The sequence below is a fragment of the Acidomonas methanolica genome, from assembly GCF_004346035.1.
GTDB lineage: Bacteria > Pseudomonadota > Alphaproteobacteria > Acetobacterales > Acetobacteraceae > Acidomonas > Acidomonas methanolica.
Window position 1 is genome coordinate 34,959 of sequence record NZ_SLZN01000006.1, and the last position, 25,492, is coordinate 60,450.

At 64.3% G+C, this 25,492-nt stretch carries 26 protein-coding genes; 3 read left to right on the plus strand and 23 right to left on the minus strand.

The genetic code is table 11. The annotated features are described in order from the left end of the window. Positions 1-10: 10 nt before the first annotated feature. The 16 genes from EDC31_RS06550 to pilL2 form a co-directional block, all read right to left on the minus strand. Positions 11-925 (minus strand): TIGR03749 family integrating conjugative element protein, encoded by a 915-nt coding sequence (locus tag EDC31_RS06550; RefSeq protein WP_042059006.1) that lies wholly within the window; start codon positions 923-925, stop codon positions 11-13. Next, on the minus strand, positions 922-1,611 hold the full coding sequence (locus EDC31_RS06555) for a PFL_4703 family integrating conjugative element protein (protein ID WP_042059008.1): 690 nt from the start codon (positions 1,609-1,611) through the stop codon (positions 922-924). Before EDC31_RS06555 ends, EDC31_RS06550 begins: the two co-directional genes overlap by 4 nt. Then, a complete protein-coding gene (locus EDC31_RS06560) occupies positions 1,608-2,045 on the minus strand; it encodes a TIGR03750 family conjugal transfer protein (protein WP_456303999.1) in 438 nt (145 codons plus the stop codon). The genes EDC31_RS06555 and EDC31_RS06560 overlap by 4 nt, the downstream gene beginning before the upstream one ends. Positions 2,046-2,056: 11 nt before the next feature. Continuing rightward, positions 2,057-2,425: a TIGR03745 family integrating conjugative element membrane protein gene (locus tag EDC31_RS06565; RefSeq protein ID WP_042059011.1), complete on the minus strand. Its 369-nt coding sequence runs from the start codon at positions 2,423-2,425 to the stop codon at positions 2,057-2,059. Between the two features lie 23 nt (positions 2,426-2,448). Further along, positions 2,449-2,688 carry a TIGR03758 family integrating conjugative element protein gene (locus EDC31_RS06570; protein ID WP_042059013.1) on the minus strand — a complete coding sequence of 80 codons (240 nt, stop codon included), beginning with the start codon at positions 2,686-2,688 and terminating at the stop codon, positions 2,449-2,451. Then, complete coding sequence (locus EDC31_RS06575; protein WP_042059016.1) at positions 2,685-3,050, minus strand: integrative conjugative element protein, RAQPRD family; 366 nt, start codon at positions 3,048-3,050, stop codon at positions 2,685-2,687. The genes EDC31_RS06570 and EDC31_RS06575 overlap by 4 nt, the downstream gene beginning before the upstream one ends. A 223-nt stretch (positions 3,051-3,273) precedes the next feature. Continuing rightward, positions 3,274-4,455 carry a Fic family protein gene (locus tag EDC31_RS06580; RefSeq protein ID WP_042059019.1) on the minus strand — a complete coding sequence of 394 codons (1,182 nt, stop codon included), beginning with the start codon at positions 4,453-4,455 and terminating at the stop codon, positions 3,274-3,276. A gap of 483 nt (positions 4,456-4,938) precedes the next feature. Next, positions 4,939-5,577: a YecA/YgfB family protein gene (locus EDC31_RS06585; protein WP_042059021.1), complete on the minus strand. Its 639-nt coding sequence runs from the start codon at positions 5,575-5,577 to the stop codon at positions 4,939-4,941. Between the two features lie 155 nt (positions 5,578-5,732). Then, positions 5,733-6,482, minus strand: a complete 750-nt coding sequence (locus EDC31_RS06590) for a TIGR03747 family integrating conjugative element membrane protein (RefSeq protein WP_042059023.1) — start codon at positions 6,480-6,482, stop codon at positions 5,733-5,735. Continuing rightward, positions 6,479-8,611, minus strand: coding sequence for a type IV conjugative transfer system coupling protein TraD (traD, locus tag EDC31_RS06595; RefSeq protein WP_042059026.1), 2,133 nt, complete (start codon positions 8,609-8,611; stop codon positions 6,479-6,481). The genes EDC31_RS06590 and traD overlap by 4 nt, the downstream gene beginning before the upstream one ends. Before the next feature lie 12 nt (positions 8,612-8,623). Further along, positions 8,624-9,148, minus strand: coding sequence for an integrating conjugative element protein (locus EDC31_RS06600; RefSeq protein WP_052511936.1), 525 nt, complete (start codon positions 9,146-9,148; stop codon positions 8,624-8,626). After that, complete coding sequence (locus tag EDC31_RS06605; RefSeq protein ID WP_132126972.1) at positions 9,145-9,726, minus strand: phosphoadenosine phosphosulfate reductase domain-containing protein; 582 nt, start codon at positions 9,724-9,726, stop codon at positions 9,145-9,147. The genes EDC31_RS06600 and EDC31_RS06605 overlap by 4 nt, the downstream gene beginning before the upstream one ends. Before the next feature lie 98 nt (positions 9,727-9,824). After that, complete coding sequence (locus EDC31_RS06610) at positions 9,825-10,397, minus strand: transglycosylase SLT domain-containing protein (protein ID WP_132126964.1); 573 nt, start codon at positions 10,395-10,397, stop codon at positions 9,825-9,827. Continuing rightward, positions 10,382-11,113, minus strand: a complete 732-nt coding sequence (locus EDC31_RS06615; protein ID WP_042059028.1) for a TIGR03759 family integrating conjugative element protein — start codon at positions 11,111-11,113, stop codon at positions 10,382-10,384. The genes EDC31_RS06610 and EDC31_RS06615 overlap by 16 nt, the downstream gene beginning before the upstream one ends. Positions 11,114-11,126: 13 nt before the next feature. Further along, on the minus strand, positions 11,127-11,777 hold the full coding sequence (locus tag EDC31_RS06620; protein WP_042059030.1) for a hypothetical protein: 651 nt from the start codon (positions 11,775-11,777) through the stop codon (positions 11,127-11,129). Next, positions 11,774-12,394 (minus strand): PFGI-1 class ICE element type IV pilus protein PilL2, encoded by a 621-nt coding sequence (gene pilL2, locus EDC31_RS06625; protein ID WP_042059109.1) that lies wholly within the window; start codon positions 12,392-12,394, stop codon positions 11,774-11,776. Before pilL2 ends, EDC31_RS06620 begins: the two co-directional genes overlap by 4 nt. Positions 12,395-12,785: 391 nt before the next feature. On the opposite strand from pilL2, the gene EDC31_RS06630 reads away from it, so the two are divergent. From EDC31_RS06630 to EDC31_RS06640, 3 genes are read left to right on the plus strand one after another with little or no spacing between them, the layout of a single operon-like run. After that, the gene (locus tag EDC31_RS06630) at positions 12,786-13,595 is read left to right on the plus strand and encodes an ImuA family protein (protein ID WP_042059033.1); all 810 of its coding nucleotides are present in this window, start codon (positions 12,786-12,788) and stop codon (positions 13,593-13,595) included. Further along, the gene (locus EDC31_RS06635; RefSeq protein WP_252349748.1) at positions 13,495-15,045 is read left to right on the plus strand and encodes a DNA polymerase Y family protein; all 1,551 of its coding nucleotides are present in this window, start codon (positions 13,495-13,497) and stop codon (positions 15,043-15,045) included. Before EDC31_RS06630 ends, EDC31_RS06635 begins: the two co-directional genes overlap by 101 nt. Then, positions 15,042-18,209: an error-prone DNA polymerase gene (locus EDC31_RS06640; RefSeq protein WP_081797609.1), complete on the plus strand. Its 3,168-nt coding sequence runs from the start codon at positions 15,042-15,044 to the stop codon at positions 18,207-18,209. Before EDC31_RS06635 ends, EDC31_RS06640 begins: the two co-directional genes overlap by 4 nt. Positions 18,210-18,317: 108 nt before the next feature. Here the strand turns inward: EDC31_RS06640 and EDC31_RS06645 are convergent, their stop codons facing one another. The 7 genes from EDC31_RS06645 to EDC31_RS06675 all read right to left on the minus strand — a co-directional run bounded on the left by EDC31_RS06645 (position 18,318) and on the right by EDC31_RS06675 (position 25,469). Then, positions 18,318-19,355, minus strand: a complete 1,038-nt coding sequence (locus EDC31_RS06645; RefSeq protein ID WP_042059036.1) for a nucleotidyl transferase AbiEii/AbiGii toxin family protein — start codon at positions 19,353-19,355, stop codon at positions 18,318-18,320. Continuing rightward, positions 19,348-19,941 (minus strand): DUF6088 family protein, encoded by a 594-nt coding sequence (locus EDC31_RS06650; RefSeq protein WP_042059114.1) that lies wholly within the window; start codon positions 19,939-19,941, stop codon positions 19,348-19,350. The genes EDC31_RS06645 and EDC31_RS06650 overlap by 8 nt, the downstream gene beginning before the upstream one ends. A gap of 210 nt (positions 19,942-20,151) precedes the next feature. Continuing rightward, positions 20,152-20,610 (minus strand): hypothetical protein, encoded by a 459-nt coding sequence (locus tag EDC31_RS06655; RefSeq protein WP_042059039.1) that lies wholly within the window; start codon positions 20,608-20,610, stop codon positions 20,152-20,154. Positions 20,611-20,702: 92 nt separating this feature from the next. Further along, positions 20,703-23,018, minus strand: a complete 2,316-nt coding sequence (locus EDC31_RS06660; protein WP_132126965.1) for a helicase-related protein — start codon at positions 23,016-23,018, stop codon at positions 20,703-20,705. A 152-nt stretch (positions 23,019-23,170) separates the two neighbouring features. Continuing rightward, entirely contained in the window at positions 23,171-24,280 is a 1,110-nt protein-coding gene (locus tag EDC31_RS06665; RefSeq protein WP_042059041.1) for a DUF6094 domain-containing protein, read from the minus strand. 71 nt (positions 24,281-24,351) lie between these two features. Continuing rightward, positions 24,352-25,002: a hypothetical protein gene (locus EDC31_RS06670; protein ID WP_042059042.1), complete on the minus strand. Its 651-nt coding sequence runs from the start codon at positions 25,000-25,002 to the stop codon at positions 24,352-24,354. An 86-nt stretch (positions 25,003-25,088) separates the two neighbouring features. Then, positions 25,089-25,469 carry a hypothetical protein gene (locus EDC31_RS06675; protein WP_042059045.1) on the minus strand — a complete coding sequence of 127 codons (381 nt, stop codon included), beginning with the start codon at positions 25,467-25,469 and terminating at the stop codon, positions 25,089-25,091. Positions 25,470-25,492: the final 23 nt, after the last annotated feature.

The window sequence follows — 25,492 nt, forward strand, 5'->3', positions numbered from 1 at the left end:
GAGCAGGCCGTTACTGCGCATCGGCGTGTCCCTCGGCCCGGCCGGCGGCGCCCGCGGGCGGCAGGTTCACGACCGGATCGATCGGTGCGATGGCCGGAAGCAGCGCCGCGCCCAGTCCGTGACCGCGTGTGACCAGATAGACGACCGTGGTATCCGTGGGCTGCCCGGCCGGCCCCAGGTTCGGATGCTGGAAGGTGGCGGCCACGAAATCGCCTTGCAGGGCGCGCGGGTCGAGATCAAGCCAGTCCGGGGAGGTGTTGGTGAGGCGAACCGCCGTCACCCACTGGTCTTCCAGACGCCAGGCGGCCAGCGCCCGTGCGCGGACCGGAAGCGTCGGCAGCAGCATCCGCAGGGAGAGATCGCGGCGCAGATTGGCGCGACCGATTCCGGCCACCGGCTCCACGGTGCGCAGCGGTGCGTAGAGGCTCTGCGCGGCATAGCGGGTCAGGATCACGGGGACCGGTGTTTCACGAGGGGCAGGTTTGGCGGTGTCGGATGCCCCGTCGTCGTCGGCGGATCGCGACGGCGCCAACGCGCCATAGCCGGTGGTTGCGGCGTCATCTTCCACGATGCGCACCGGCTCCAGCGGGGATTGTCCTTCTTTCGGTGCCTCGGCGGCGATATCCACCAGGATCAGCGCGCCCGTCGCGACGTCCTGCAATTGCAAACGTGTCGGCAGGATGGGGTCGCTTGCCCGCAGGTAGATGGCGCCCCCGGCGCTCTGGACGCGCAGATGACTGGCGATGCCCGGGGGCACGCCGACGCGCACGTTGCGATCGACGAAGATCACCCGTTCCTGGCCGACGACCAGCGGGACGGCCAGCGGCAGACGGGCCCAATGCAGGATCTCGACGGCCCGGCTTTGAGAGATCGAGGCCAGGGTCAGGGCGAGACCGGACAACACCGGCAGCAGGCGCCGCGTCATGGGGTGTCTCCTTCGATGCCGGGAAGACCGCCGTTCGACGGGGTTTTGGAGGGCGTCGGCGGGGTCTCGATGCGCTGCGGCGGACCGGCATAGCAATCGAGGGCGAGACCGAACGGGTTGTGTTCGGGATCGACATCCATCCGCACGATCTTGAGCGGGTAGCGGACAAGCGCGCGCTTGACCTGCTCGGCACCGTAATATTCGTCCGCGGTGACATCGAGCGTCACCACCCATTCGTCGTTCGAGAGCGCCCTGACCCGGAGAGCGGGATCTTCGCCATACCCACGGCCCGGAATCTCATAGACGCCGCGCACGCGCTTGCGCAGTTCGCCGCTGCGCGCCCGGTAGAGATAGTCCTGTTGCAGGAACGCCTGGCAACTGGAGGTCAGATAGGGGGCCAATGTGCGCAGATTGCGCGGATAGTCGGTTTCGCCATCCGTCGGCCAGCGCTGAAGCTGCTGCCAGACATAGAAGGCAAAGGTGTAGACGCTCTCGGGCGGAACGTCCCACCAGCGGCGCGTGCTGCCGGAGCGCAGATCGGGCGGCACATGGATGGTGAGGTTTCTTGGTGCGTTCCACCAGCCGACCGCCAGCAGGAGCGCCACGACGAACAGCGCGCCGCCTGTCAGGCGCAGGGTTCTGACGTGCGCCTGCAAATGCGCCACCTCATTGCGAAAGCGGCTCATGCGGACCTCCGGGGTGCGGTGGTCCGGCGATCCAGACGACGCGTCGTCCAGAAGCCCGATCGGGTGATCAGGGACCGCCCGCCCAGCATCGCTGCGATCATGGGCTGGCGCACGGCGAGCCACCATTGCAGATACCGATAGAGCCAGGTGTCTGGCCGTCCGCGTTTCTGGCGACGCAGGAATCCGCCACCGGCGAAAATGCCGATCGCGATAACCGCCACGCCTGTCGTCGGGATCATGGCGATGCTGCGTGTGGCCCAGGCGAGGGGAATCCCGAGCATCAGCCCGGCCATGCCGGAGAGACCGGCGCAGATCCACAACTCGTCGGCGGTCAGCCCGCGCACGACGACGGGCTGCCGGTTCAGCCGATGCGGCAGGAAGGTGACGAGACCATCCTGCGCTTCATGCGGGGTTTCGGGAGGGACGGTCATCATCTGTGCCGCGATCAGAGGATGCCGGTGGCCTTGGTGAGGAGCCAGATGCCGATCACCAGCAGAATGGCGCCCACGGAGACCGTGAGACCGAACTGCCCCCAGGTGGCGCGTCCGGTGTGGATCTCGGAATAGCGCGTGTAGGCGTGGTAGCAGACGCCGATGAACATGGAGGCGATCACGATCAGCGCGATCAGCGTCACGATGTCGTAGCCGTAGTTTTGCAGGGTCTGGATGATCCCGCTGCCGGTCCCGCGCGTGGGATCCTCCAGGGTCGGAAGACCGGCCGCGAAGGCGCTTGCGGGCAAGGCGGCCACGGCCGGCGCCGCACATGACGCGAGACGCAGGAGTGGAAAACGCCGGGAATTCGGAAGGGTCGTCATGGCGGGTGGCCTCGCGGAGTGGGTCAGGAAAGCAGGAGAAAGCCGAGGGCGAGATACATCGCGACAAATCGCGCGAGCACGCCGACGAACTGGCGGTCGGTCAGTCTGCGGCTGGCCCAGCCGGCCCAGGCGGCGTGAGTGGCCCAGGCGCCCCAGAGGAGGAGCACCGCGAAGATCATGCCGATCGCGGCCGTCGACACGGCGCTCGGTGCGAAACCGCCATTGGCCTGGAAGGCCGCGCTCTGGTCGGCGGACAGGGTCATGGAGTCGACGCCTTGCGACGCTGGCCGTCCGTGGTGCGCCTATAGTCGCCGTCAAGAGGCAGCGGATCACGGGGCTGCGCGCGCTGAGGTGCCAGATAGTCCGCAATGCCCGTCCGGACCGCCTCGAGATCGGTGTTCAGGCGCCGGTAATCGAAATGATAGCGTGCGGGTCCGTCGGGCGTGACATGAGCCGCCTGTGCGGCCAGCCGATCAGCCAGTTCAAGCTGGCGGGCAACGACGGCGAGTTGCTCGTGTTCGGATGGGGCCTCTCCGGCCAGCGCGGCCGACGCGCAGGCGAAGTGCAGCGCCAATGCCATGACGAGGAGGCGTCCCGGAGGACCGGGACAGGAAACGGGCGCCATCGTGCAGTCTCCCGAAAAGGCAGGGTGAGAGAGTCAGATGGCGGGATGGTGCTGGAAGAAACGTACCGGCGCCGCAGGGAAGGCGGAGCGCGATGCGCCCGGATTGTTGTGTCCTGAAGTGGCGAGGTCGTCAGGGATGGCGGTGTTCGACGCGGGTGTTACGATGTCGGTTCGTCTGTCTGGCAAAATGCCCGGTATCGCCGCCTGTGCCGACCTCTTTCCGCTAGATGGAAGTGGGCAGCGGCTCTGTCCCTTCGCTCAGGATGGCAAGATAACTCTGGTAACTGAACACGCGGCCACGTTTGCGGCCGGTGATTTCCTCTACGATGCCGAGCCGTTCCAGATCGGCGAGAGCCGCATTGACCGTGGGGGCGGAAAGCCCTGTCTGCCGGGTGAGCTGATTGGCTGTCAGGAAAGGGTTTTGCTGAAACAGGTCATGAATACGGAGTGCGGACCCTGCACGATCGCTTTGGATGGTGATGCGCTCACGGTCTTCCTTGAACAGGTTGACAATCCGGGTGGCGGCGTCGAATGCCTGATTGGCGGTATCGGCGATGCCCGCGAGAAAAAAGTCGAGCCATGCTTCCCATGCGCCATGTTCACGCACATCCTGGAGAAGACGGTAATACTCGGCACGGTGGGTTTTGAGATAGAGGCTCAGATAAAGCAATGGCGTACGGAGAACGCCGTTGACGCAGAGATAGAGCGTGACCAGCAGGCGACCAATCCTGCCGTTGCCGTCCAGGAACGGGTGAATGGTCTCAAACTGAACATGCAGCAGACCAGCCTTGATGAGCGCCGGCAGACGTGAACTGTCCTCGTGCATGAAATGCTCCAGCGCAGCAAGGCAATCGTTCATTTCGGTCGGCGGCGGGGGGACGAAGAGAGCATTGCCGGGGCGGGTCCCGCCAATCCAGTTCTGTGAACGTCGAAATTCGCCGGGATTCTTCGTAGCGCCACGACCATCTTGCAACAATCGTGCGTGCATTTCGCGAATCAGGCGGAGCGAGAGAGGCAGTTCTTTCAGCCGCTCCAGGCCATACATCATGGCATCCACATAATTCGAGACCTCGCGGACATCGTCGATCGGCTGACCGTTCTGCGCTTCGGTTTCAAAGCGAAGCAGATCCGAAAGGGTCGATTGCGTGCCTTCGATCTGCGAGGACAGGACGGCCTCCTTCCTGACATACATATAAAGGAACAGCTCCTGACGCGGGAGCAACATCGTGATGCCGTCGAGACGCCCCAAGGCACGTTCGGCCAGGCTCAGCCGCTCCAGAAGCGCCAGCACGTCGATCGGTGGCTGCGGCGGCAATGGCGGTGGCACGAATGCGCGCACGATTTCGCCCGCCACCGGGGTCTCGCCAAGGCGGCCTGACCGAAGATTGGGTGTAGAAACGCTCATGGGTCATTATGGTGCGACCTCTCTTATTTAAGCAAGAACAAGTTCACTTAAATAACTGGCACGCTAAGGTAAGCACCCTTAAATAGCGGTGAGCAAGGATACCTCTGCCGGACATGGTCGTCGGGCGCCACCTTTGCCGCCGCAGCGCGGATTCACCGAAAGCTAGAGGCTGGGCGCAAAAATCAGGCGAATCAGCATAGGTGTCGAAGATATTTCTTGAACGTCGCGGCCGTGATGCTCGTGGCGATACCCAGCAACGCCGCGCAAGGAAGGGGAATATCGCTGAATTTACGATGGCTATTCGTCATTCAGATATTGGCTGGATCGGCAGAGGGGGAGACGCGAGCGAATGTTCCGTCGTCATATTCCGTCGCGGCGCCCTGTGATCGGTGTTCAGCTTGCGGCCCGTAGAAGGTGACCCGGGCCAGCTATGCCTGTCTCGCACCGGAGAACCACCTCCCGGGCGTGTGGCGGACACAGCTTTCAGTGGAGAGACACGACGTTATCCTGACGATGATTTCGCCACCACAAGGCCGTCTCCCAGGCGAGTGTACGCAATGTTTCGACGCCCTCAGCGCCACCATAGGGAGGCGGCAGAACCGGATGGCCCTCACGGTCTTCGTCAAACCACTCGTCTCCCAGTGCTTCGCACTCGACCGCGGGACGCAATATGGTGCGTCCTCGAAAACTCTCCAGCATCGGAAGCCACGGCCATTCGACGAACCTGATTCCGTCGAGAAACCCCTGCGCCCATTGCTCGACGCGCACGGCGTCGCTCTCCGGACGCCACGAGACCACGGGATGGTAGTCCTCGAACCGACCTGCGAAAGCGGAATCCAGTTCGGTCATCCGGTTGATGAAGGCCGTGTGAATGGTATTCCGATGCGCCTCATCTCGAAACCAGGGCTGCTTCTTACCATCGAAATTGAGGGATATCAGAATCTTCCGTATCCACAGTTCCGGCGCGGGCCGTGTCGGTCCGACGGCGAGTGCCGTCATGAACCCATCCATCTCGGGAAGGGACATTTCTTCATCGATAGTTTCTTCGTCGTAGAAATATTCGACAATCGTGTAGAGCGGCGTTCCGTATGCCCATCCGATGTCGGGGTCTGGATCGGTCATCGGGTGCGTTCCCCTTCCTGAGCGGAGCCATCATGATATGAAACGCTTGCCGCAGGTGGAAATTCAACGATTTTTGTTCTGGTGTGCCGCTTCGATTGGCGGGTGATGATTTGTTCTGGTGCGACGAGCCGTTCAGGTATCTCTTGCGACGCCGCTCAGATGTATTTCTTGAATGTCGCGGCCGTGACGTTGGTTGCGATACCTAGCAGAACGGCACAGGGAAGCAGGATGACCAGTGGGGGTACACTGATCGGGAGCGCGAGATACGTCACCCAGGGCCAGACCGCCAGGGGCATGAGGCTGGCCCTGGCCCGATGGTAGACGAACCCGGATTCCTGACCGGCGCCGAACCGCCGGATGTCCCGCCGGACCAGCCCGTCCACGAAGCCGACGAATGCGCTCAACACGAACAGCGGCAACGTCAGTACGAGCACGAACAGCCGGACCAGAAAGGTCAGCACGGTATATGCGGCGGCGATCAGATAGGCTTCCACATGCACATAGACGACGGCCATGTAATAACGGAAATCATGGGCCTGCCCGTGGATGCCCGCGCTTGACTGGACGGAGGCGTCGCGTATCCAGTTCAGAAGACCGCTTTTTATGAACAACCCGTCATAGGCGCGTTGCACCAGTTCGTAAGCCGTCCGTCCGGGCTCCTGCACCAGCGCGCTGCGAGTAAAGCGGGAGGACAACTGCCCCAGTTCGTGACTGAGCATGTGTTCGGCATGATGCCAGCCTTGCTCCGGCCAGAAGAACCCCATGCCAAGACATTCGATGACGATGCACAGCAGGAGCGATCCGCACAGGACGCCGATAAAACGGAACGGCAGCGTGATCAGGCTGACGAACGCGCCCTGCTGACGTTGCTGGGCGCGCTGGGCGGTCGCGGCCGGGTCGCTCATGATTGTGCTTCATCATCAAGGCCCATGGGCAAGGTAGGCTCGCGCGGCTCCGACGCATCGGCGTTCTGCCACCAGTCGTCGGCCTCGACATAGTTCCGGCGCATGGCGGCGGCGAGGTCCTGTAACCCTTTCGGCATGATCTCGTCGGGGTCCGGAGCGGGCAGCGGCATGCGGATTTTCCACAGATTGCCGCCCTCGATCAGCGCGAAACATTGTCCCTTCGGCAGGGCGACGACATGCGCGGGCTCGATCATCGGAACGCTCGAACTGCTGACCCGGTCCTGTGTGTTCGAGGTGAACGCGGTGCGTCCGGTCGGATCGGAACTGTCGGTGGCGCCGCTCATCATGGACGCGGCATAGACCTCGACCCTCGGCAACTGGCGCGTCAGCAACTCGGCGGTCGCGGTTTCGCGCACACGCAGCATGAACAGGTTGTTGAAATTGCCGACCACCTGGCCGGCCTTGGCGCGGTTGCCGATGCGCGCCTCGATGTCGGAGAGGGTCTGGGTGTAGGCGGTGACCTGCATCCCGGCGCCGCCGCCCTTGTTCACCATCGGGATGAACTCGTCGCCCATCAGCTCATTGAATTCGTCGGCATGGACGTTGATCGGCACCTTTACGCCCGGCATGGTGTCGGGCAAGCCGTCGTCGATCCCGAATTTGTAGATGTGCCCCGCAACCGAGACCAGGTCGGCGAACATCGAATTGCCGACCGCCGAGGCCACCTCGGCATCGGACAGTGCGTCGAGACCGACATAGACCACCGCGCGTTTGCGGATGATCTGCATCCAGTCGAAGATCGGCCGCGGGTCGTTGAGATCGGCGTAGTCGGGGGCAAGCAGTTGCGCGATCTTGCCCGTGGTGAGCTTTTCCAGAAGGGGCAGGAGCGAGGCGACGATCTTGTCGAAATAGGTGCGGTCATAGCGGACGGCCGAGCGGAGTCCGTCCAGCACCGGATCGTAGGTCCGCACCTGCGACAGATATTGCTCAAGAGCGACGACGCGCTTCTCGCGGCCGATCATGTTGCGCGGAATGTTCTTGTCGTTGAGTCGTCCTTCGATCTGGACGATCATCTCCCAGGCTTTCGGCTCATGGGTGGCGAAATAATGCTGCGCATATTCCATGAACAGGGCGTCGATATTGATGACGTGACGCTGGATCAGAAGATAGTCCGGGCGTTGGCCCAGTTCCACGAGAGCACGGGCGATGATATTGACGAAGCGCCAGGCGAACTCGCGGAAAGCGGCGCTGTTGCCCTCGCCCGAGAGCTGGCCGGCAATGCGCGTGGCGACTTCGGAGATGCGTCCGAACCGTCCGACGGCATTGTAGCGGGCGCTAAAGTCGGGCCAGCCGAGGTGGAAGACATAGAATTCCCCCGACCGCCCCGCGCGCTCGGCTTCGACATACATGCGCCGCAGCAGGTCCGCGTCGCCCTTGGGATCGAAGACGATCACGACCTCGAATTCGCCGGCCGGATTGCGGCGGCGGATGTCCTGGGTGATGAACAGTTCCGCGAGCCGCGTCTTGCCGACGCGCGTGGTGCCGAGAACCAGGCTGTGGCCGACGCGCTCGCCCAGCGGCAGCGTGACGTCGACCTCATCGGGTTCGATACCGTGCAGGCGGGGCATCCCGCCGACCGGCGGCAGTGGGCGGGTCGGATTGAGCGGGCTGTCCCAGCCCAGGGCCTTGCGGATGCTGGAGGCCGGAAATGGTGCGAATTCCAGTCGCTCTTCGAGCCGCCTCGCCACCCGGTAGATCGCGGTCGGTTCTACATACCGGCGGAACTCCGGCCGATAGGTCTGCATGAGCCGGTGGGTGTGCCGCTGATCCCAGCGGAAGCCACGACCGACGAACAACCTTTGCTGGCTCACTGGCACTTCGCGGCTGGTCATCACATAGCGCGGCAGGCGCCGGATGTTGCGCCGGTAACGGAGGATGGTCCACGCCTCCCGGAGACGGATTGCGCCGAAGGCAAGAAAGGCCACCGCGCTACCGAGGCCGAGCAGCGGGCTGAGCGCGAGCGACCAGGGTGCCGCAACGCACAGCAACGCGGCGGCAGCGCAGACCGCGACGGTGTAGAGTTCCACGGCCGGCCGCAGCAGGACTTCGATGGTCTGGGACGGGGCCATCGTGACCTCCGATCAGGGTTCGATGGCCGTGGCGGTGATCAGCGCGGGATAGGTGCGCAGACCCAGGCGCCGGGCGAAATCGTCGCCGGGCGTCGGGGAGAGCAGGAGTCCCGGCGCCAGGGCGCGCAGCGCCGCCAAGGCTTCGGTTGTCTCGACATTGACCACGAGGCCGACCGCGTGCAGCGACCGCAGATGCGGCGCGCGCTGGCGTAGCCACTGGCGGGATCGGTCGTCATCTCCCACGATGAAAACAGGTGTCAGGCCGGGCGCCTGGATCGCGCGCGCCGGCACATCGCCCGGTGACAACAGGGAGGAGCGAACCGGGAGCATCGTGCTTTCATCGGCCTTTCGGGGATTGTCGGGCAACGGCAACGACGCGTCCCCAGGCTCCGGTGTCAGGGCTTCGTAATAGGGCGCGGCCGGCACGCCGCCGTGGTCCTCGACGACGATCAGCGGCTGGGAAGACTGCGCGTTGCCGAACGTGGGCGTCAGCAGGCATGAGAGGGTGAGACTGAATGCCGCGCAGGATCGGGTCATGGTGTGTCTTCTCCGGCCGCCGTCGGATTGTCGCCCGTACCGTCACTCACATCCTCCGGCTCCGTCCTCTCGCACAGGGCGAGGTCGGAAAGGCATCCGCTGCCGTGCTGATGGTCGAAGAAGAGAGCGTACTGGCGTCCGCCACGGGTGGTCTTGCTCCATTCCGCGATTGTCCGTATGCGCGCGTACTCGCCCGGCCGCCCGGCATCAAGCGGGTCGGTTCCCGCGCCGAAGAAGGTCGAGACGCCACGTTTGCTGGCCGCCGAGACGATCGCCTCCCAGCGTTCGATCCGGTCGATGTGCTCCGGGAAGCGTTCGGCGATCAGGCGCATCTCGTTCTTGGCGCAATGAATGCACGGCAGGCAGCCGACCCTCCCCATGCCCTGCGCATAGAGCGGATTGGGCGCGAGGCCGTGCCGGCGGTGCATCGCCCATACCTGCTGGATGGACCAGTCAAAGATGGGGCGCCAGAGAAAGGCGCCGCTATCATCCCGGTTCCAGCGGGGGTGGCGGGCGCGACGGGTGCTTTCGGCTGCGCGAATGCCCAGCCATTGCAGGACCGGACCGGCTTTGAGCATCGGGAACACAACCTGGAGCGTGATTGGCAGACGACCCAGGCGACGTTGCCGATTGAACGGCAATGTCAGACCGGAATCCCCTCGGATCTCCACATGGTTCATGGCGTCCCCGCTTTCGCGAGCAGCCGGGCGAGATGGAGACCGACGCTGCGGCGATAACGCATGGCCGGGTCGCCACCGGCAGGACGATGATACCGCCCGATTGCCAGGAGCCAGTCTTCGTTGGGCAGATGCTGTTCACGCAGGATGCGGGCAGCGATGGTGAGGTTGGTATAAGGGTCGAGCAGGTCACAGGGTTTCGCGTAGCGATGACTCTGAAAGCCCAGATTGATCTGGGCGAGACCGACATCGACCCGCTCGGCGGCGAGCCGGGCCAGGAGATGTTGAAGGCGGATGCAGGCTTCCGCGCGGGTCGGATAGCGTTCGGGATTCCCCGCGACATCGAGTGTCCAGGGCCAGGGGATCAGGCGTCCGCGCAGAACGGCGCCGCTCTCCTGCAAGGCGACGGCGAACAGGACCGGCGACGGCACGTCGGCTGACGCGGCCGCCATCTGATAGGCCGGGGGCGGCACCTCTCCGGCGTATGTTGGCGAGGCCCAACCCATCGGAAGGAACGCGATGACGCGCAGACACCGCCAGGTCGGGCGCGCATGTGTCAGCGCCGTTGCCATTGGCCGTTGACCTCCTGCACGACGGCGGGCAATTCGCCGGGAAGACCGAGGGAGAGCCAGCGTCCTGCATCATGGTTCAGCGTGATGGTCGCGGCGCGGACTCTGGCGGGGTCGATGCCAGCCTGCCGCGCCCATTGGCGGATGCGCTCGTCATCCTGCTGACTGCCGACCAGATACAGGTCGAAGCTGGCGCTACTGGCCTGTAATTGCTGGACGCGCTGCGCACAGGCGGAACAGTCAGGCTTGACGAACACGGCCAGCCGACCGGAGCCGACATTGCCGGTGTTCTGTGCCTGCGCGTCGGGCAGGCTGACCCGCAACTGGCCCGGAAACAGGCGTTGCCAGGCAGCGTCGTAGGCGCGCTGATAGGCCAGCATCTTGTCGACGCGCCGGGATTCGGCCTGGGCTTGCAACGCGGCGTAGTGATTTCGCTCGTCGTCGTTCCGCGCCTCGATGCCCAGGGCCGTCAACGGATCGAGATTTGGCGAGTAGGTTCCGAGCGGTCCCTGCATCAATGCGCGGTACCGCGTCCACTCGTCGGTCCGCAGGCCCCAGTCGTGTGCCTGCCGCTCGTCGAGGGCAGAGTCGCTACTGGCCTGGGTCTGGCTGAGTGTTGTGCGTGAGACGGTTGTCGATGCCGATTGGGCACAGGCCGGGAGCGGGCTTCCGCTCAAGGCACCGATCAGTCCGGCGATGGCAAGAGGAGCGGGACGCATCTTGGTCGGGCCCCTATGGCAGGATTACACGTTGCGCGGTGCCGTTGACACGGAACAGCGCGGCGTGAGGATCGAGGCGTTGCAGTTGCCAGCCACGCTCGCTCTCGCCCGGATGGAGCAGGCGGACCGACGCCAGCGAACCCGTCGCGAGTGGCGCGATCGAAAGGAACGGTTCGCCGCCGCGCAGTTCGATGCCTCCCACCCGGAACGGCGGCGCCAACGGTCGGGGTGGCGCCGATGTGCGTCGGGGTGTTGTCTGAACGGTGGTCAGTGTGACGCGGTCTTGCTCCTGCCGGGCTTCGATATCCGTCATGCGGGCCTGGAGCGCCTGCACGTCGCCGACATGCGCGAAGGCGGCCTGCGCCTCTTTCAGATGTGCGATCTGCACGTCCAAGGAACGGCGCATCGCGGTGAGTTCGGCTGCGCTGGCGGGTTTGGGCTGACGTCGCTCGGCCGCGATCAGCCGCTCCAGATCGATCACGCGTGCGCTCAACGTGCCAATCTGCGCGTTGGGGTCGTTGCGGCGCGTCTGTTCCACCAAGCGGGCCAGGGCGATGCGATCGGCGAGCGCGATCAGGCTCACGGCCAGCAGCCAGCCGATGGCGGCAATCCTGAACCATGGGATTCGACGCCCGTGCAACGCGGAGGGCAATGGCAGGCTCATGGCAGATTCTCCTCCGCGGGGTGGAGATCGAGCGGGGACGCGGGCTTTTTGGATCGAGCGGGAGGTGGCGGCGATGTGACCGGAGGGGCTGAGAGGTCGGGAGGCACCGGTTCCACATGACGGCTGAAACACGCAGTCCGACTCGCATCGTCGATCGACAGTTCCCAGGCGGGACCCGCCAGCGTGAGCAGGGCTTCACGCAAGGTCATCGGGCCCAGACGCATATGAGCGGCAGGCAGGGGCAAGACGTAAAGCGGGGCGGCATCCCCCTTTGTGCAAAGGCGATATCCTGAACGCAGCAGGACGTAATTCAAGGCATCCCCGACGGTCGTATCGACCGTGAGGGGTATCCGGGCATCCACGATTTGCCGTGTCAGATCGCGTTGTCCGATGCCGGGCGAGAGTTCGACCAGCGTATAGCGGCCCTGGCGCAGCACTGGCAGGTAGCCCGGAGGAAGCGTGAGGGATTGGGGTGCTTCCGGACTGCTCGATGCCTTGACGGCCGCAATGGGCGTCTGTGTGACGCCCTTCGGCGCAACGCAGCCCGCGAGAAGCAGGCTACCCGCTATGCAGCCGGGGGCGGAGAGGACGCGAAAAATGCCGGACGGTCGATACATCAGCAAATCCAGGAACGATGGATCGCCATTCTCGCCGTAGCATGACACATGAAACACGCAACAAACCGGATCGCTCGTCCTCCGCGTTGCCCGGTTCCGGCGACATGGAGGTTTGAGGATGCCTGTCTCGAGTCGACGGGCAATGCGGATCGCCTTTAACTCCGTCCTGCTCTCCCCCGTCATCCCCACGACGATTCACCGAGACGGGAGAGACAGGCCGGGGCAGAGAACGCGCTGGAGTCAAAAGGTTATTGTCCCGGCATCCGTTTTTTACGCGGGGCGCGTCTCCGCATCCCGCCCGTGCGTCACGGAATTGGGCATTGACTCTTTTCACCATCAATGAACAAAACAGGAACATAATCACCTGCACCGGAAACCTATGGACCCGTAAATGACCGCCGCACCTTCATCGAACCTGCAAGCACTGCGCGACCAGATCCGCCGTCTGGAAGGTCATGCTGACCGTCGCCGCACGGTCCTGCCTTTTGGTGTGCCGGACATCGATCGCAGATTGCCCGGCGGTGGCCTCGCCTTGAGCGCGCTGCACGAGGTGGCCGGTGGCGGCAATGACGCGCTGAACACCGCCGCGGCTGCGCGTTTCGCCGCCGGCATCGCCGCGCGCACGAAAGGCCAGGTGCTGTGGATCGTCTCGACCCCCGATCTGTTTGCCCCCGCGCTGCAACAGGCCGGGCTTCCGGCCTCTCGGGTGCTGTTCGTGGAAGCCGGCAGCGATCGTGACGTGCTGGCCTGTTTCGAGGAAGGACTGCGTCATCCGGGCCTGGGGGCCGTGGTCGCCGAAGTTGGTCGCCTAACGATGACGGCCTCGCGCCGTCTGCAACTCGCCGCCGAAAGCGGTGGCGGCATCGGTCTCGCCCTCCGGCGCTGGCGGCGGCAGACCGACGCGGCCGATTTCGGCCAGCCGACGGCGAGTACCACGCGCTGGCGCGTCTCGCTTCTGCCGTCGGTCCCGCTGCCGGTGGCGGGCGTGGGCGAGAGCCGGTGGCTGCTGGAACTGATCCGGACACGCTCGGGCGAGAGTGCCGATTTCGAGGTGGAGACGCGGGATGGACAGGCAGAATTGCGGATCGCCGGCGACCGGAATGGACACACGGACGAAACGGCGGATCGTGTCCCTCTGGCTGCCGCTCTGGGCCACCGACCGCCTGCGGCGCGAATTGGGCGACGACGCGCCTCCGCCTGAACAGCCACTGGTTCTCGCGGGGCGCGACGGCAATCGTCGGGTGGTGCTGGCCGCCAACCGCACCGCCCGTAGAAGCGGGGTGACGACCGGGATGCCGGTCGCCAAGGCGCAGGCGCTGGTTCCCGGCCTGGCGGTTCAGGACGCTCACCCCGACGAGGACCGTGCGGCGCTGGAGCGGCTGGCGCTGTGGCTGCAACAGCGGGTCAGTCCGATCGTGGCGGTCGATGCGTCCGGCGGGGCGGCGGATGGGCTGGTTCTCGACACGACCGGCGCCGATCATCTCCATGGTGGCGAAGCGGTGATGCTGCGCGATCTCGTCCGCCGCCTGCTGGGTGCGGGGATCACGGCCCGCGCGGCGGTCGCCGACACGCTGGGGGCGGCCTACGCCGTGGCGCGCGTCACACCGGGCACGGCGATCGTCGTTCCTCCGGGCGGGAGCGCCACGGCGTTGGCGGATCTGCCGGTCGCGACACTCCGTCTGCCGGCCGCTATCGTTTCCGGCTTGCAGGATCTCGGCCTGACCCGCGTGCGTGATCTCGCCGCCGCCCCGCGGGCGCCGCTGGTGCTGCGCTTCGGCGAGATCGTGACACGACGACTGGACCAGGCTTACGGCCGGAGCGACGAACCCATCCTGCCGGTCCGTCCGGTCGATCCCGTCGCGGTGTCGCGCAATTTTGCCGAGCCGATCGCCGCCGCCGAAACGATTGCGCGCTACATCGGCAAACTGGTGCCGCCGCTCTGCACCGGCCTGGAAGAACGCGGTCTCGGCGCGCGGCGTCTGGACCTGCTGCTGCATCGTGTCGACAGTGCGGTGCAGGCGGTCCGCGTGGCGCTGGCCCGGCCGGTCCGTGATCCGAAACATGTGTTGCGTCTGCTCTGCGAGCAGATCGAAACCATCGATCCCGGGTTCGGGGTCGAGCGCATGGAACTGGTCGCGGTGCTGGCCGAGCCGATCGGGCCGCGTCAGGCGGTCTCCTCCCTGATCGAGGAGCCGGAGGCCGATCTGTCGGGGCTGATCGACACGCTGGCCAACCGGCTGGGCGGCGCGGCCCTCTATCGTGTGGTTCCGGTGGAGAGTGACGTGCCGGAACGCTCGGTGCGCCGCGTGCCACCGCTCGAACCCGTATCCGACGCGCGTTGGCCGGCGGACTGGCCGCGACCGACCCGTCTGCTGGCGCGTCCCGAGCCGATCGAGACCATGGCCATGCTGCCCGATCATCCGCCGGTGTTTTTCGTCTGGCGCGGCATCCGCCGCAAGGTGCGCTGCGCCGACGGACCGGAGCGCGTGTTCGGCGAATGGTGGCGGGGGGATACCGAACTGACCACGGCGCGGGATTATTTCCGCGTCGAGGATACATCCGGCGAGCGGTTCTGGATCTATCGCGCCGGTGACGGCGAACACGGCGAGACCGGATCGCAACGCTGGTTCCTGCATGGGCTCTTTGCATGAATGCCTCGGCATCCCCCTACGCCGAGCTTCAGGTCACGAGCTATTTCTCCTTCCTGCGCGGCGCGTCGTCACCCGAAGAACTGTTCGGCCAGGCGAAGGCGCTCGGGATCTCCGCGCTTGGCATCGCCGACCGCAATTCTCTGGCTGGCATGGTGCAGGCGCATCTGGCGGCCAGGGCGTCCGGCGTCCGGCTGGTCGTCGGCTGCCGCCTCGATCTGGAAGATGCGCCGCCGGTGCTGGTCTATCCGACCGACCGGACCGCTTATGGCAAGCTGTGCCGTCTGCTGACGCTCGGCAAGGCAAGGGCGGGAAAGGGGAAGTGCCGCCTTCTCTGGCGCGATCTCGTGGAGTGGGGCGAGGGGATGCTCGCCGTGCTGGTGCCGGATGTCGCTGACGAGGAGTGTGCGGCGCATCTGCGGCGGTTGCGGGAGGCGTTCGGTGACCGCGCCTATCTGGCGCTCACCCTGCGCCGCCGCCCCAACGACCAGATGCGGCTTTACGACCTGGCCAATCTCGCCCATGCCCAGCGCGTGAAGACTGTCGTCACCAACGACGTGCTGTTCCACACCCATGATCGCCGCATCCTCCAGGACGTCGTCACCTGCGTGCGGCACAACACCACCATCGAGCACGCTGGCTTTGCCCGGGAGCGTCACGCCGACCGCTACCTGAAACCACCGGCGGAGATGGCGCGGCTGTTCGCGCGGTATCCTGAGGCGATCGACCGCACGATGGAGATCGTCGAACGTTGCCGGTTCTCCCTGGACGATCTGGCCTATCAGTATCCCGACGAGATCGAGATCCCGGGCCAGACCCCGCAACAGGCGCTGGAAGCCCTGACATGGCAGGGGGCGCGGGAGACCTATGGCGGTACAATCCCGCCGGATGTGGAGACGATCCTTCGTCATGAACTCACGCTCATCGGGCGCATGCAGTACGCGCCGTATTTCCTGACGGTGCATTCCATCGTTCGTGAAGCGCGACGGCGCGACATTCTCTGCCAGGGACGGGGCTCAGCAGCAAACAGTGCGGTATGCTTCGTGCTCGGCATCACCGCCATCGACCCATCGCGCACCACGCTGCTGTTCGAACGGTTCATTTCCGAGGAACGGGGCGAACCACCGGATATCGACGTGGATTTCGAGCATGCCCGACGCGAGGAGATCATCCAGTGGGTCTATGACCATTACGGCCGCGACCGCGCGGCGCTGACCGCCGTGGTGATCCGTTATCGCGCCAAGGGCGCGTTGCGCGATGTCGGCAAGGTGATGGGGCTACCGGAGGACGTGATTGCTCTGTTGAGCAAACAGATATGGGGCTGGTCGCGGCATGTCGAAGCAGAGAAATTTGCCGAGACTGGGATCGATCTGACCGACCGGCGCATCCGCCTGACGCTGGACCTCGCGCGCTGTCTGATCGGAGTGCCGCGCCATCTCTCGCAGCATCCCGGCGGGTTCGTGCTGACCCGCGACCGGCTGGACGAGCTGGTGCCCATCGAGCCGGCGGCGATGGATCAGCGCCAGATCATCGAATGGGACAAGGATGATATCGACGCCCTGAAATTCATGAAGGTCGATATCCTGGCGCTCGGCATGCTGACCTGCATGAAAAAAGGGCTGGACCTGCTCGCTGCTCACAAGGGCCAGCATTTCACGCTCCAGACCATCCCGGCCGAAGATCCCCGGACCTACGCCATGATCCGCAAGGCGGACACCATCGGCGTCTTCCAGATCGAATCCCGCGCCCAGATGTCGATGCTGCCGCGCCTCAAGCCGCGCACCTATTATGATCTGGTGATCGAGGTCGCAATCGTGAGACCCGGCCCGATACAAGGAGATATGGTCCATCCGTATCTACGGCGCAGGGAGGGGCTGGAAAAGCCGGATTATCCGACGCCGGAGCTGGAGGAGGTGCTCAAGCGCACACTCGGCGTGCCGCTGTTTCAGGAGCAGGTGATGCAGGTCGCCATGGTCTGCGCGGACTTCACCGCCGCCGAGGCGGACGGGCTGCGTCGGGCAATGGCGACGTTCAAGAACACCGGCACCGTGTCCCATTTCCAGACCCGTCTGCTCGAAGGCATGACGCGCAAGGGCTATCCGGAAGAGTTCGCGCAGCGCATTTACCAGCAGCTCGAAGGTTTCGGCTCCTACGGTTTTCCGGAAAGCCATGCCGCATCCTTCGCGATCCTCGCCTACACCTCGTCCTGGCTGAAGTGCCACCACCCGGACGTTTTTCTGGCCTCATTATTGAACTCTCAACCGATGGGTTTCTACGCGCCCGCGCAACTCGTGCGCGACGCTCGGGACCACGGCATTGAGGTCCGACCGGTCTGTATAAATTCTTCCCGCTGGGACAGCACTCTTGAAGGCGAGGACGACGAACGCGGCTGTTTCGCGGTGCGGTTGGGGATGAGCCTGGTCAAGGGGCTGGCCAATGCTCATGCGGCGGCGCTCATGGCGGCGCGGCTACGGCGGCCCTTTGCGTCCATCGACGATCTGTGGCGCCGGGCCGGGGTGCCGCAGGAAGCGCTGGTGCGACTGGCGGAGGCCGACGCCTTTCGGCCGGCGTTCGGGCTGGCACGGCGCGAGGCGCTGTGGGCGATCAAGGGCCTGCATGACGAACCGCTACCGCTGTTTGCCGCTGCCGCGCAGGCGCGCGAAACCGACGAGCCGGCGATGGCGCTGCTCCCGATGACCGACGGCGCCGAGGTGGTGGGCGACTACAACCATCTCGGGCTGAGTCTGCGCGCCCACCCGGTGTCGTTTCTGCGGGAGGATTTGCGGCAACGCCGGATCGTGCCCTGCGGCACGGCCATGGCGCTGCGTGACGGCAAACGGGTCGAAGCGGCCGGACTGGTGCTGGTGCGCCAGCGGCCGGGATCGGGCGAGGGCGTGTGTTTCATCACGCTGGAGGACGAGACCGGCATCGCCAATCTGGTCGTCTGGCCGGATATCTTCGAGAAATACCGACCCATCATCCTCTCGGCCAGCATGATAGCGGCGAAGGGCCGTGTGCAGCGCGAGGGCGATGTCGTGCATCTGGTGACGCTCGAATTGACCGATCTGTCCGGATTGCTGCGTCAGGTCGGGGCGCGGGGTGGCGTGGACGATCAGGCTGGCCGAGGGCTTGACCGGCTCAATTTCCGGTCGCGGAATTTCCATTGACGGCCATGATCGGCCGATCTTTTTGCTGCTGATGAGAAAAGTATCCGAAAAGCCGGGATCGGAAAGAGGCAGCACGAAGTCTGGGCATCGAACGGGGAGAGGCTTGAGTTAGCTGTTGATCACTTCTTGAAGCGCGGCAATTTTCGCGAGTATGTCATCGAATGGCAGCGGCGTCTGATCAAACATCATCGGCGCCATTGCACGATAATCCGTTCGTAAGTCTTTGACTCGGAATTCGTCCGGCATCAGCCGAAGCGTACCCGGCCGAGCCGTTTCATAGCTGGCCCAGCCCGAACGGAAGAAGATCGCCTTGTGGCGAGTGACCTGGATCAGCAGGTCGAAATCGACCATGGCGGCCCGGCCTTCGTCCGTGTCGGCAAGCATGGCCAGATCGTAATAATGCCGCGAGAAATAGTGCGGCGTCGCCGATTCCGCCGGGCGGTGCGCTTCCGCGTGAAGCGCGGTTGCCTTCTCCCAGAAGGTACGCCGTGCAGACAGGACGGTCACGTTTGTATCGGGCGACGTGAAGAAGTCCGGAAAGTCGTCGGCCGCATAGGGGCGGATGCTCTTTTCTTCGGTCGGCCACGGGTCGCCGCGCGCACCGAGTTCCAGTTTTACGCGCGGGGTAATATAGGCCATTCCCGCATAGTCGGAGGCAGGCAGCGCCGTAGGGTAATGGAAGTTGACCGTCTGGGTGTCGTTCGCGTCGATCTCCAGAGACCACTTGCCGCTGGCAGCGTCGCCAAGCTGTTCGGAGATCGCGTCGTGAAGTGCAGGCACAAGCTTCTCGGCGATGTGCTGCTCGACGTCACCGACTAAACTGTCGATCAGCCGCGCGACCTGCTTTTTGCTGATCCCTTCCTTCTCCGGGTCGCGATCTCCGGTATATCCGAGTTCGGCGCGGTCGAATGACAGGTCGATATCCTCGGAAAAACGGCGTATCGCGCCGAACGCCTTGGAGAGCGACGTCCCGCCCTTGAAAACGAGGGACGCGGACGTTCCTGGTGGCAGACCAAACAGGCGCCGCAGACACCAGCAGACCCAGAAATCTTTTTCGATGATCGTCTCGGAGATACCGCGAATGGCGGCCGTTTCCCCAAAGAGGGCCGCCCGATCACCGGCAGCAAGGAGGGCGACCTTATCCATTGAGAGTGGTCGCTTCCGTGTTGGCGATCGAAACAAGTGTCGGCCGCATCCAGGCGGGCGCCTGTGCGGCGTTCGCGGCGAGCGTTTTCTTGTCGCGGGACGAAAGGCGCAGTACGGCGACCTGTGCGACATCCGCCGCGTGCATGGAGCCGACATGGCGAAGCGCCTGAACGACCGTGCCGACGGGACTGCCGGGTGCGATCAGGTGCTTGGGGGAGGCGTGGCGAAGATCAATGACACGCTTTCCCAGCACGACGCGGCGCGACGGGCCATCGGTCAGGTAGGTGCTTTGAGCGGGTACCTGCGTCGACAGGCCGAGCGCGTTTGCCGCCCGCGCACCGGCGATCTGCACATGGGATCCGGTCTCCCGCGCTAGGGCCTGGGCAACATCATCAGGAGCCGGCGAGAGAGCGCCGAGCTTTGGGTGCAGCTTTGGAAAGTCGTACAGCCCTCGCGCGAGGCGGCGCAATTGGCCACCCTTGACCAGTCGGGAGAGGGCCTGATCGACAGACGAGCGGCTTGCGATGGTGAGGAAATCGCTGGGCGTGAAGACGCCGCCGCGTCCGCTGGCGCGGACACGCTTCATAATCCGATCGGGAACGGAGGTGACAACCGTCTTCATACGTCAGAAAATAGGATATGTTTTTCTGACATGCAAGAGGCGTCTCCTGGTGCCGGAAAGCTCGTCCAGACCGTCTGAATCGATTCATCATGTTCTTTGTGGACCGGGCACACCGCTTGTCATCCCCGACGTGAGGGAGCAGTCAAAAAAACGGCCCCGAAGGGCCGTTCGTCGTCAGGAAAGCGATGGCGGCCAGTCCCGGGCCTTCTTCAGACCCGGATCGACGTCCGCGGTTTCGATATGCGCCCAGCACCGGATCGCCGCGCCGTTCTCGCCGACCGGATGGTCGTCTACGGCGTCCGATGAGTCATCGGTGTCATTCTCGTCGTAGCAGATCACCTTGATCTCGCCGGTGTCGCAGCACACCGAATGGACCAGTCCCTCTGTGATGTTGATAACGACGACCTGGGGGACCAGATCGAGCGTTCGAACCGCCGAGACGATGGCGGGTTGCTCGACAGGATCGAAGCAGACGAAGGGTTTTTCGTAACCAGCCTCTTCAGCCATGGCTTCGGCCTTATCGTAATGAATACCGAGACCGTACTCCTCATCGGAGACGGCGACAGTGAAGACGGGCATGTCGGCCATGCCCGAGGCGTTGCGGCACGCGACCGCGATATGGATCGTTTCCATGGTGATGGCTCCTTGCCTCAATGGGGAGGCTGCGATGATGGAAAAGGAAGGTTCCCGACGATCCGATGGATCGCCGGGATGTCGGGAGTGCGTCACGCGGCCAGTAGCTGCCGGGCGAGCGCGACTTCGACGGAATCTCCGTCCTGGTTGAGGACATCGAGACCGGATTCAGGCACGTCTCCCGACGTGCTCTGCGAGACCATGATTTTCTGGGCCATGAGGCTCAGGCAGGTCATTTGCGACGTGCCCGCATAGCCGAGGAAGATGACCTTGACGGACTGCTTCTGCCCGATGCGCCAGGACCGGCGTGCAGCCTGCTGCAACGAGTAGACGTTATACCCGCTCTGCATGAACACGATCGTCGGAAATTCCAGAAGATCGAGCCCTGTCTTGACCAGTTCCGGGTTGGTGATGAGGATATCGATCCCCCGGTCGAGCTGATCGGCAATCCAGTCTTCCCGGCGGGACGCCTCCACGCTTGCGCGCAGCACGGCCACCTTGAAACCTTCCTGCGCGAGCAAGACCTTGAGACGCGATGTGGTATCGCGCGTCCCGGTATAGATGGAATAAACAAGGGTCTTGCGCCCTTGTGCCTTCTCCCGACGGCAGATTTCGATCAGTTCCCGCTCCTTGGGCATCATCTCCAGCTCATCGAACTGAGCCGGGACAAAGGTCAGGGTTTGACGGGTACGGGGATGAACCACCGCCTCCGACCGGAAACAGCAATCCGCCCAGGCGAGAAGGACGTTGAGCACCACGCCCAGGAGGGTGGTATCGCGCTTCGCCAGAGCCTGCTTCAGCTCCGCGGTGAGACGAGAGGCCAGATCCCGATAGGCCATGGCCTGGTCGGTATCCATTGCGATCTCCCGGAATTCCTCGTTGTAGGGCGGCAGCACATTGCCGCCGATATCCTTCAGTTTGAGAAAAACCGTGAAGGGCAGCACGCACCGCATGACGCCCTTCGGACCGAAGCCGGGGGCCTTGACGGTGCGGACCGTGACCTTCGAGCCCCGGGCGGTCTTGTGGGCCGTGCCGGTGCTCTCGGAATAGATGTCCTTCAGGACGCCATGATCGCGCATGAACGCCATCGCGGCGCCCGTCATGCTGCCGGTCTTGGTCGGTCTGTAACCGTCCTCGATCATCCGCGCGGGCAAGGCGCGGAACAGAAGATAGAAGAGATCGTCGCCGTATCCCCCCATCAGCGTGCCGGTGAGCAGGAGCGTCCTGGTCGCTTTCGCGGCGAGTACGCCCATGGCTTGACCTTGAGCGGAGCCGCCGTTTTTGTATTCATGCGCTTCGTCGGCGATGAGCAGGTCGAACGTGCCTTGCGGCAGGTATCTTTTGATGAATTCCGACGGTTGATAGCCGCCTTCGCCGAAGCCGAACTCCATGTTCGCCATCGCGCGTTCCATGCGCTGGGCCTGGCGGTCGGAAAACACGAGGGCACCCCGTGCGTCCATCAGGTTGATGAACTCGTGGATATTGTCGCCCAGCATGGAGGCCAGGAAGCCGTCGCCAAACGTCTTCATCAGTCTCTGGGCAGTGACTTCCCCGATGGTGGGGATACGCTTGAGCGCCTTGTGAACGGCGGAGGACTGGTCGCTGGAGGACAGCCGTCCCGGACGCATCAGGGTCCACAGGGGGGCGGCGCAATGGCTGCATGTCCTGCGGTGTTCCTCGGCGTCGAGCGCGACCGGATCGATCGGCTCGCCGTCGAGATCGGTAATGATATGGCCGCAGTCCGGGCAAAGACCGATTGCCCCGTGGCCGGTGCGCCTGCGCATGAAGGCGGGTTTCCAGTGGAAGCCCATACGCATCCGCACACGGCCCAGGACGAAGAATTCCTGACCCTGCTCCGGACTGTTCAACTGCTCGCGCAGTTTCAGAAGCTTGACCAGCGTGTCGGGACCGTTGATTACCCAGACCCTGGCGCCAGCCACCGTTTCCTGGATCTCGCGCCGCCATTTGTAGACCAGATGGGGAGGCGAGAGGATCAGGGTTCGACGGAAGCCTTCGGCGTTGAGCACGGCGGCCGTGGCGATGCCGACAGTGGTTTTGCCACAGCCCATCTCGCCATTGACGATCGCGGCACGCTCGCCGCGGTCGATCAGCAATTCGGTCACGGCATGGACCACATCGGCCTGGGCATCGAACAGGCGACGCTTGAGACCGGCGAGAACGATCTGGCGGAAGGCCTTCGGACGTCCCGTATAGACGGGCGGATTAGCCCGGTTCAGCGATTCCAGCAGGTCGTCGCCAAACTCGGCGACGAAATCCGGAAGACTGACGGCGAGTGGAGAAGACGAGACCTCGTCGAGCAGGTCGTCCTGCATCGGCACGAGATCAGCGGAGGGAGGAAGAGTGTCGAGTTCGAGAGACATGGTGATGCTCCAAAGAAAAAGGGGCATGCACCTCCCGCTCGGGGCGATGACATGCCCCGGGGTGGGATGAAGCGAACGGCGAACCGGCCGTGCGCGGATGTGGAGGAAAGCGTGGTTGCTAGAAGGCCAGATTCTCTTCCGGCAACTGGACGGCGGTGAGGCGCCCGGATGGAAAAAGATCAGCGGATCGTGAGCACCTCGCCCCGTGTCGGGGAGCCAGGCGTCATGTCCCACGCGCGGATGACGGGAACGAACTTGTCGGTGAGGATGCGGGTCTCGGCCACGGAGCCGTCGTCGCGTTCAGTGTATTGCGTCTGCGACGTCTTTTCCTTGTGGGTGTCACCCTTGACGACCAGAACGCGCCCGTCTCTCGACCGCACCACGCCGGAAATCGCACCGGCCGCGAGGGCCAGGGCGAGATGCCATTGTGACAGGGCGCGCGCCGGGGGACGCGGTGCCTGTTGTGCGGCGCCGAGATGCGTGTCGAGCGTCGGCCAGAGTCCTTGCAGCCTGCCGATTTCGTCGGCGAACTGCTCGGGCTCCATCGTCGCGCGGAAGAACTGTTCCGGCTCGGAAGCATTGGCCGGGACCGGGTAAGGCAGGAGCGACCATTCGGGCGGTAGCTCCTCGGCCGTGGCATCGCCGCACCCGATCTGAAGCAACCGGTTGCGGATCGCCTTGGCCGTGTCCGACGCTAGATCGCGCTGACGGACGCGGCGTCCGAAGAGCACGACCTGTTTGAACTGCGTTTCCACCGCCCGGTAGATCCGCAGATCGGCGAAATGTCGTGTGAGCCAGCCGACCAGTTCGGCATCGAGGACGTAATGCGGCACGATGAAGACCAGCACGCCGCCATATTGCAGGAAAGGCAGCGAACGCTGATAGAACAGCTTCTCCAGACGCGGGCGGCCCTGGCTCTGATAGCCGATCGTGCCGTCCATGCCTTTGGACAGGTCGCCGTAGGGTGGATTGAGCCACAACAGGCCGAAGGCCTGCCGTGAGATCATCGTATCCATCAGGTCGCCATGGATGCAGCGATCGACCAGTTGCCGGGCATGACGGGCGCGCTCGGCATCGTATTCGACGGCGAACGCCCGGACCTGCTCGCGCCCTAGGGCGTGGGCGGCTTCGGCGATCGCCACGCCTTCGCCGGCGCAGGGATCGAGAATATTCATCGGGCCGGTGGAGGGAGCCAGAGCAGAGAGCACACGCTCAATGGTCGGCTCGTCGGTGGGGAAATAGCCGTTTTTCACGAAATTGCGCGCAAGGCGCGGGAACATGAGAGCCATGAGATGTCTCCTGACAGAGGATTAGGAAAGATGGGCAGGCGCGCGCGGGCGTGCCCCACCGATGGGATTGGCTACGCGACGCGCAGCAAAGGTGGCCCGAAGGACGCCCGGTGTTCGTCGATCGCCAGTTCCCCGCTGCGGATCAGGCTGCCGAGGGCGGTGGTCAGCGCGGGAACGTCAATGGCCAGCCGGTGGCCTTCCAATGGCCCGAGAGCGAATGGAAGGCGGCCGAGCATCTCCTGCGCGTAGAGCAGGTCCAGCACCGTGTCGCGCCAGTGATCGAGCAGAGGCAGCGGGCAGGTTTCCCGCACCAACGCCCAGAGGCGTTCGCGCCGATGCAGGGAAAGGCCCGGCAGGAGAGCCAGCGCGGTTGCGTTGGCTTTGTCGGGCCGTACGCAACGGCGGTCGAACAGCCACAGATGAACGATGGCGCCGAACAGTGTGCGCCGATAAGCGCGCGTGGTCCGCTTTTCCAGGTTGTCGACATTGCCGACGAACACCGGAACACCGTCTCCCTGTTCGGGGATGATATGAAAGCGGTCGAGACCGGCTTCGTCGTGCCCGAGGGTCAGCCGTGCCAGGAATTCCTGGATGGCGGTATCGCGCGCCCAGATGGACAGGAACACGAGGCCGTTCCGATCATCGGCGATGCAGGCATCGGCCATGAGGTCGGGGCACTCCGCGATCCGATACAGCGGTTTGGAAAGTGTGGGTGTGGGCATTGGTGATGTCCTTGAAGACAGGAACAGTCACCGCCCGTGGGCAGTGATTGCCCCATGGGGTTGAAAAGAAGAGGCCGGACGGACGATCAGGTCGGCGCAAGATGACCGTGACGGGCGTGCCAGGCGTGAACACCGGCGCGCCATTCGGAAGACTGCTCGGGCGCCAGGTCGAGGTAGGACAGGGGGCACGAGTAATAATAGGGGTGCATGGCCTCCTCCAACGGCTTGTGCCCCCACATCTTCCCGCTTTGATCCAACAGATCGCACCGGATGTAGGTAAGGGACTCGCCGGGTTTGAGGTGGGGATGAACGCCTTCGGTCCGAGCCGTCACCTTGACGACTGACCACAGCACAGTGTCGGACAATGTGTGGTCGAGGACTTCAACGATCGCGCGATCAGTCGTTGTCGACTGCGTGAGTTCCCGGACCAGCGCGGCTTTGGATTGCAGTGAGAAATACCAGCCCATGAGGGTCTCCGTGAGAAAAGGTC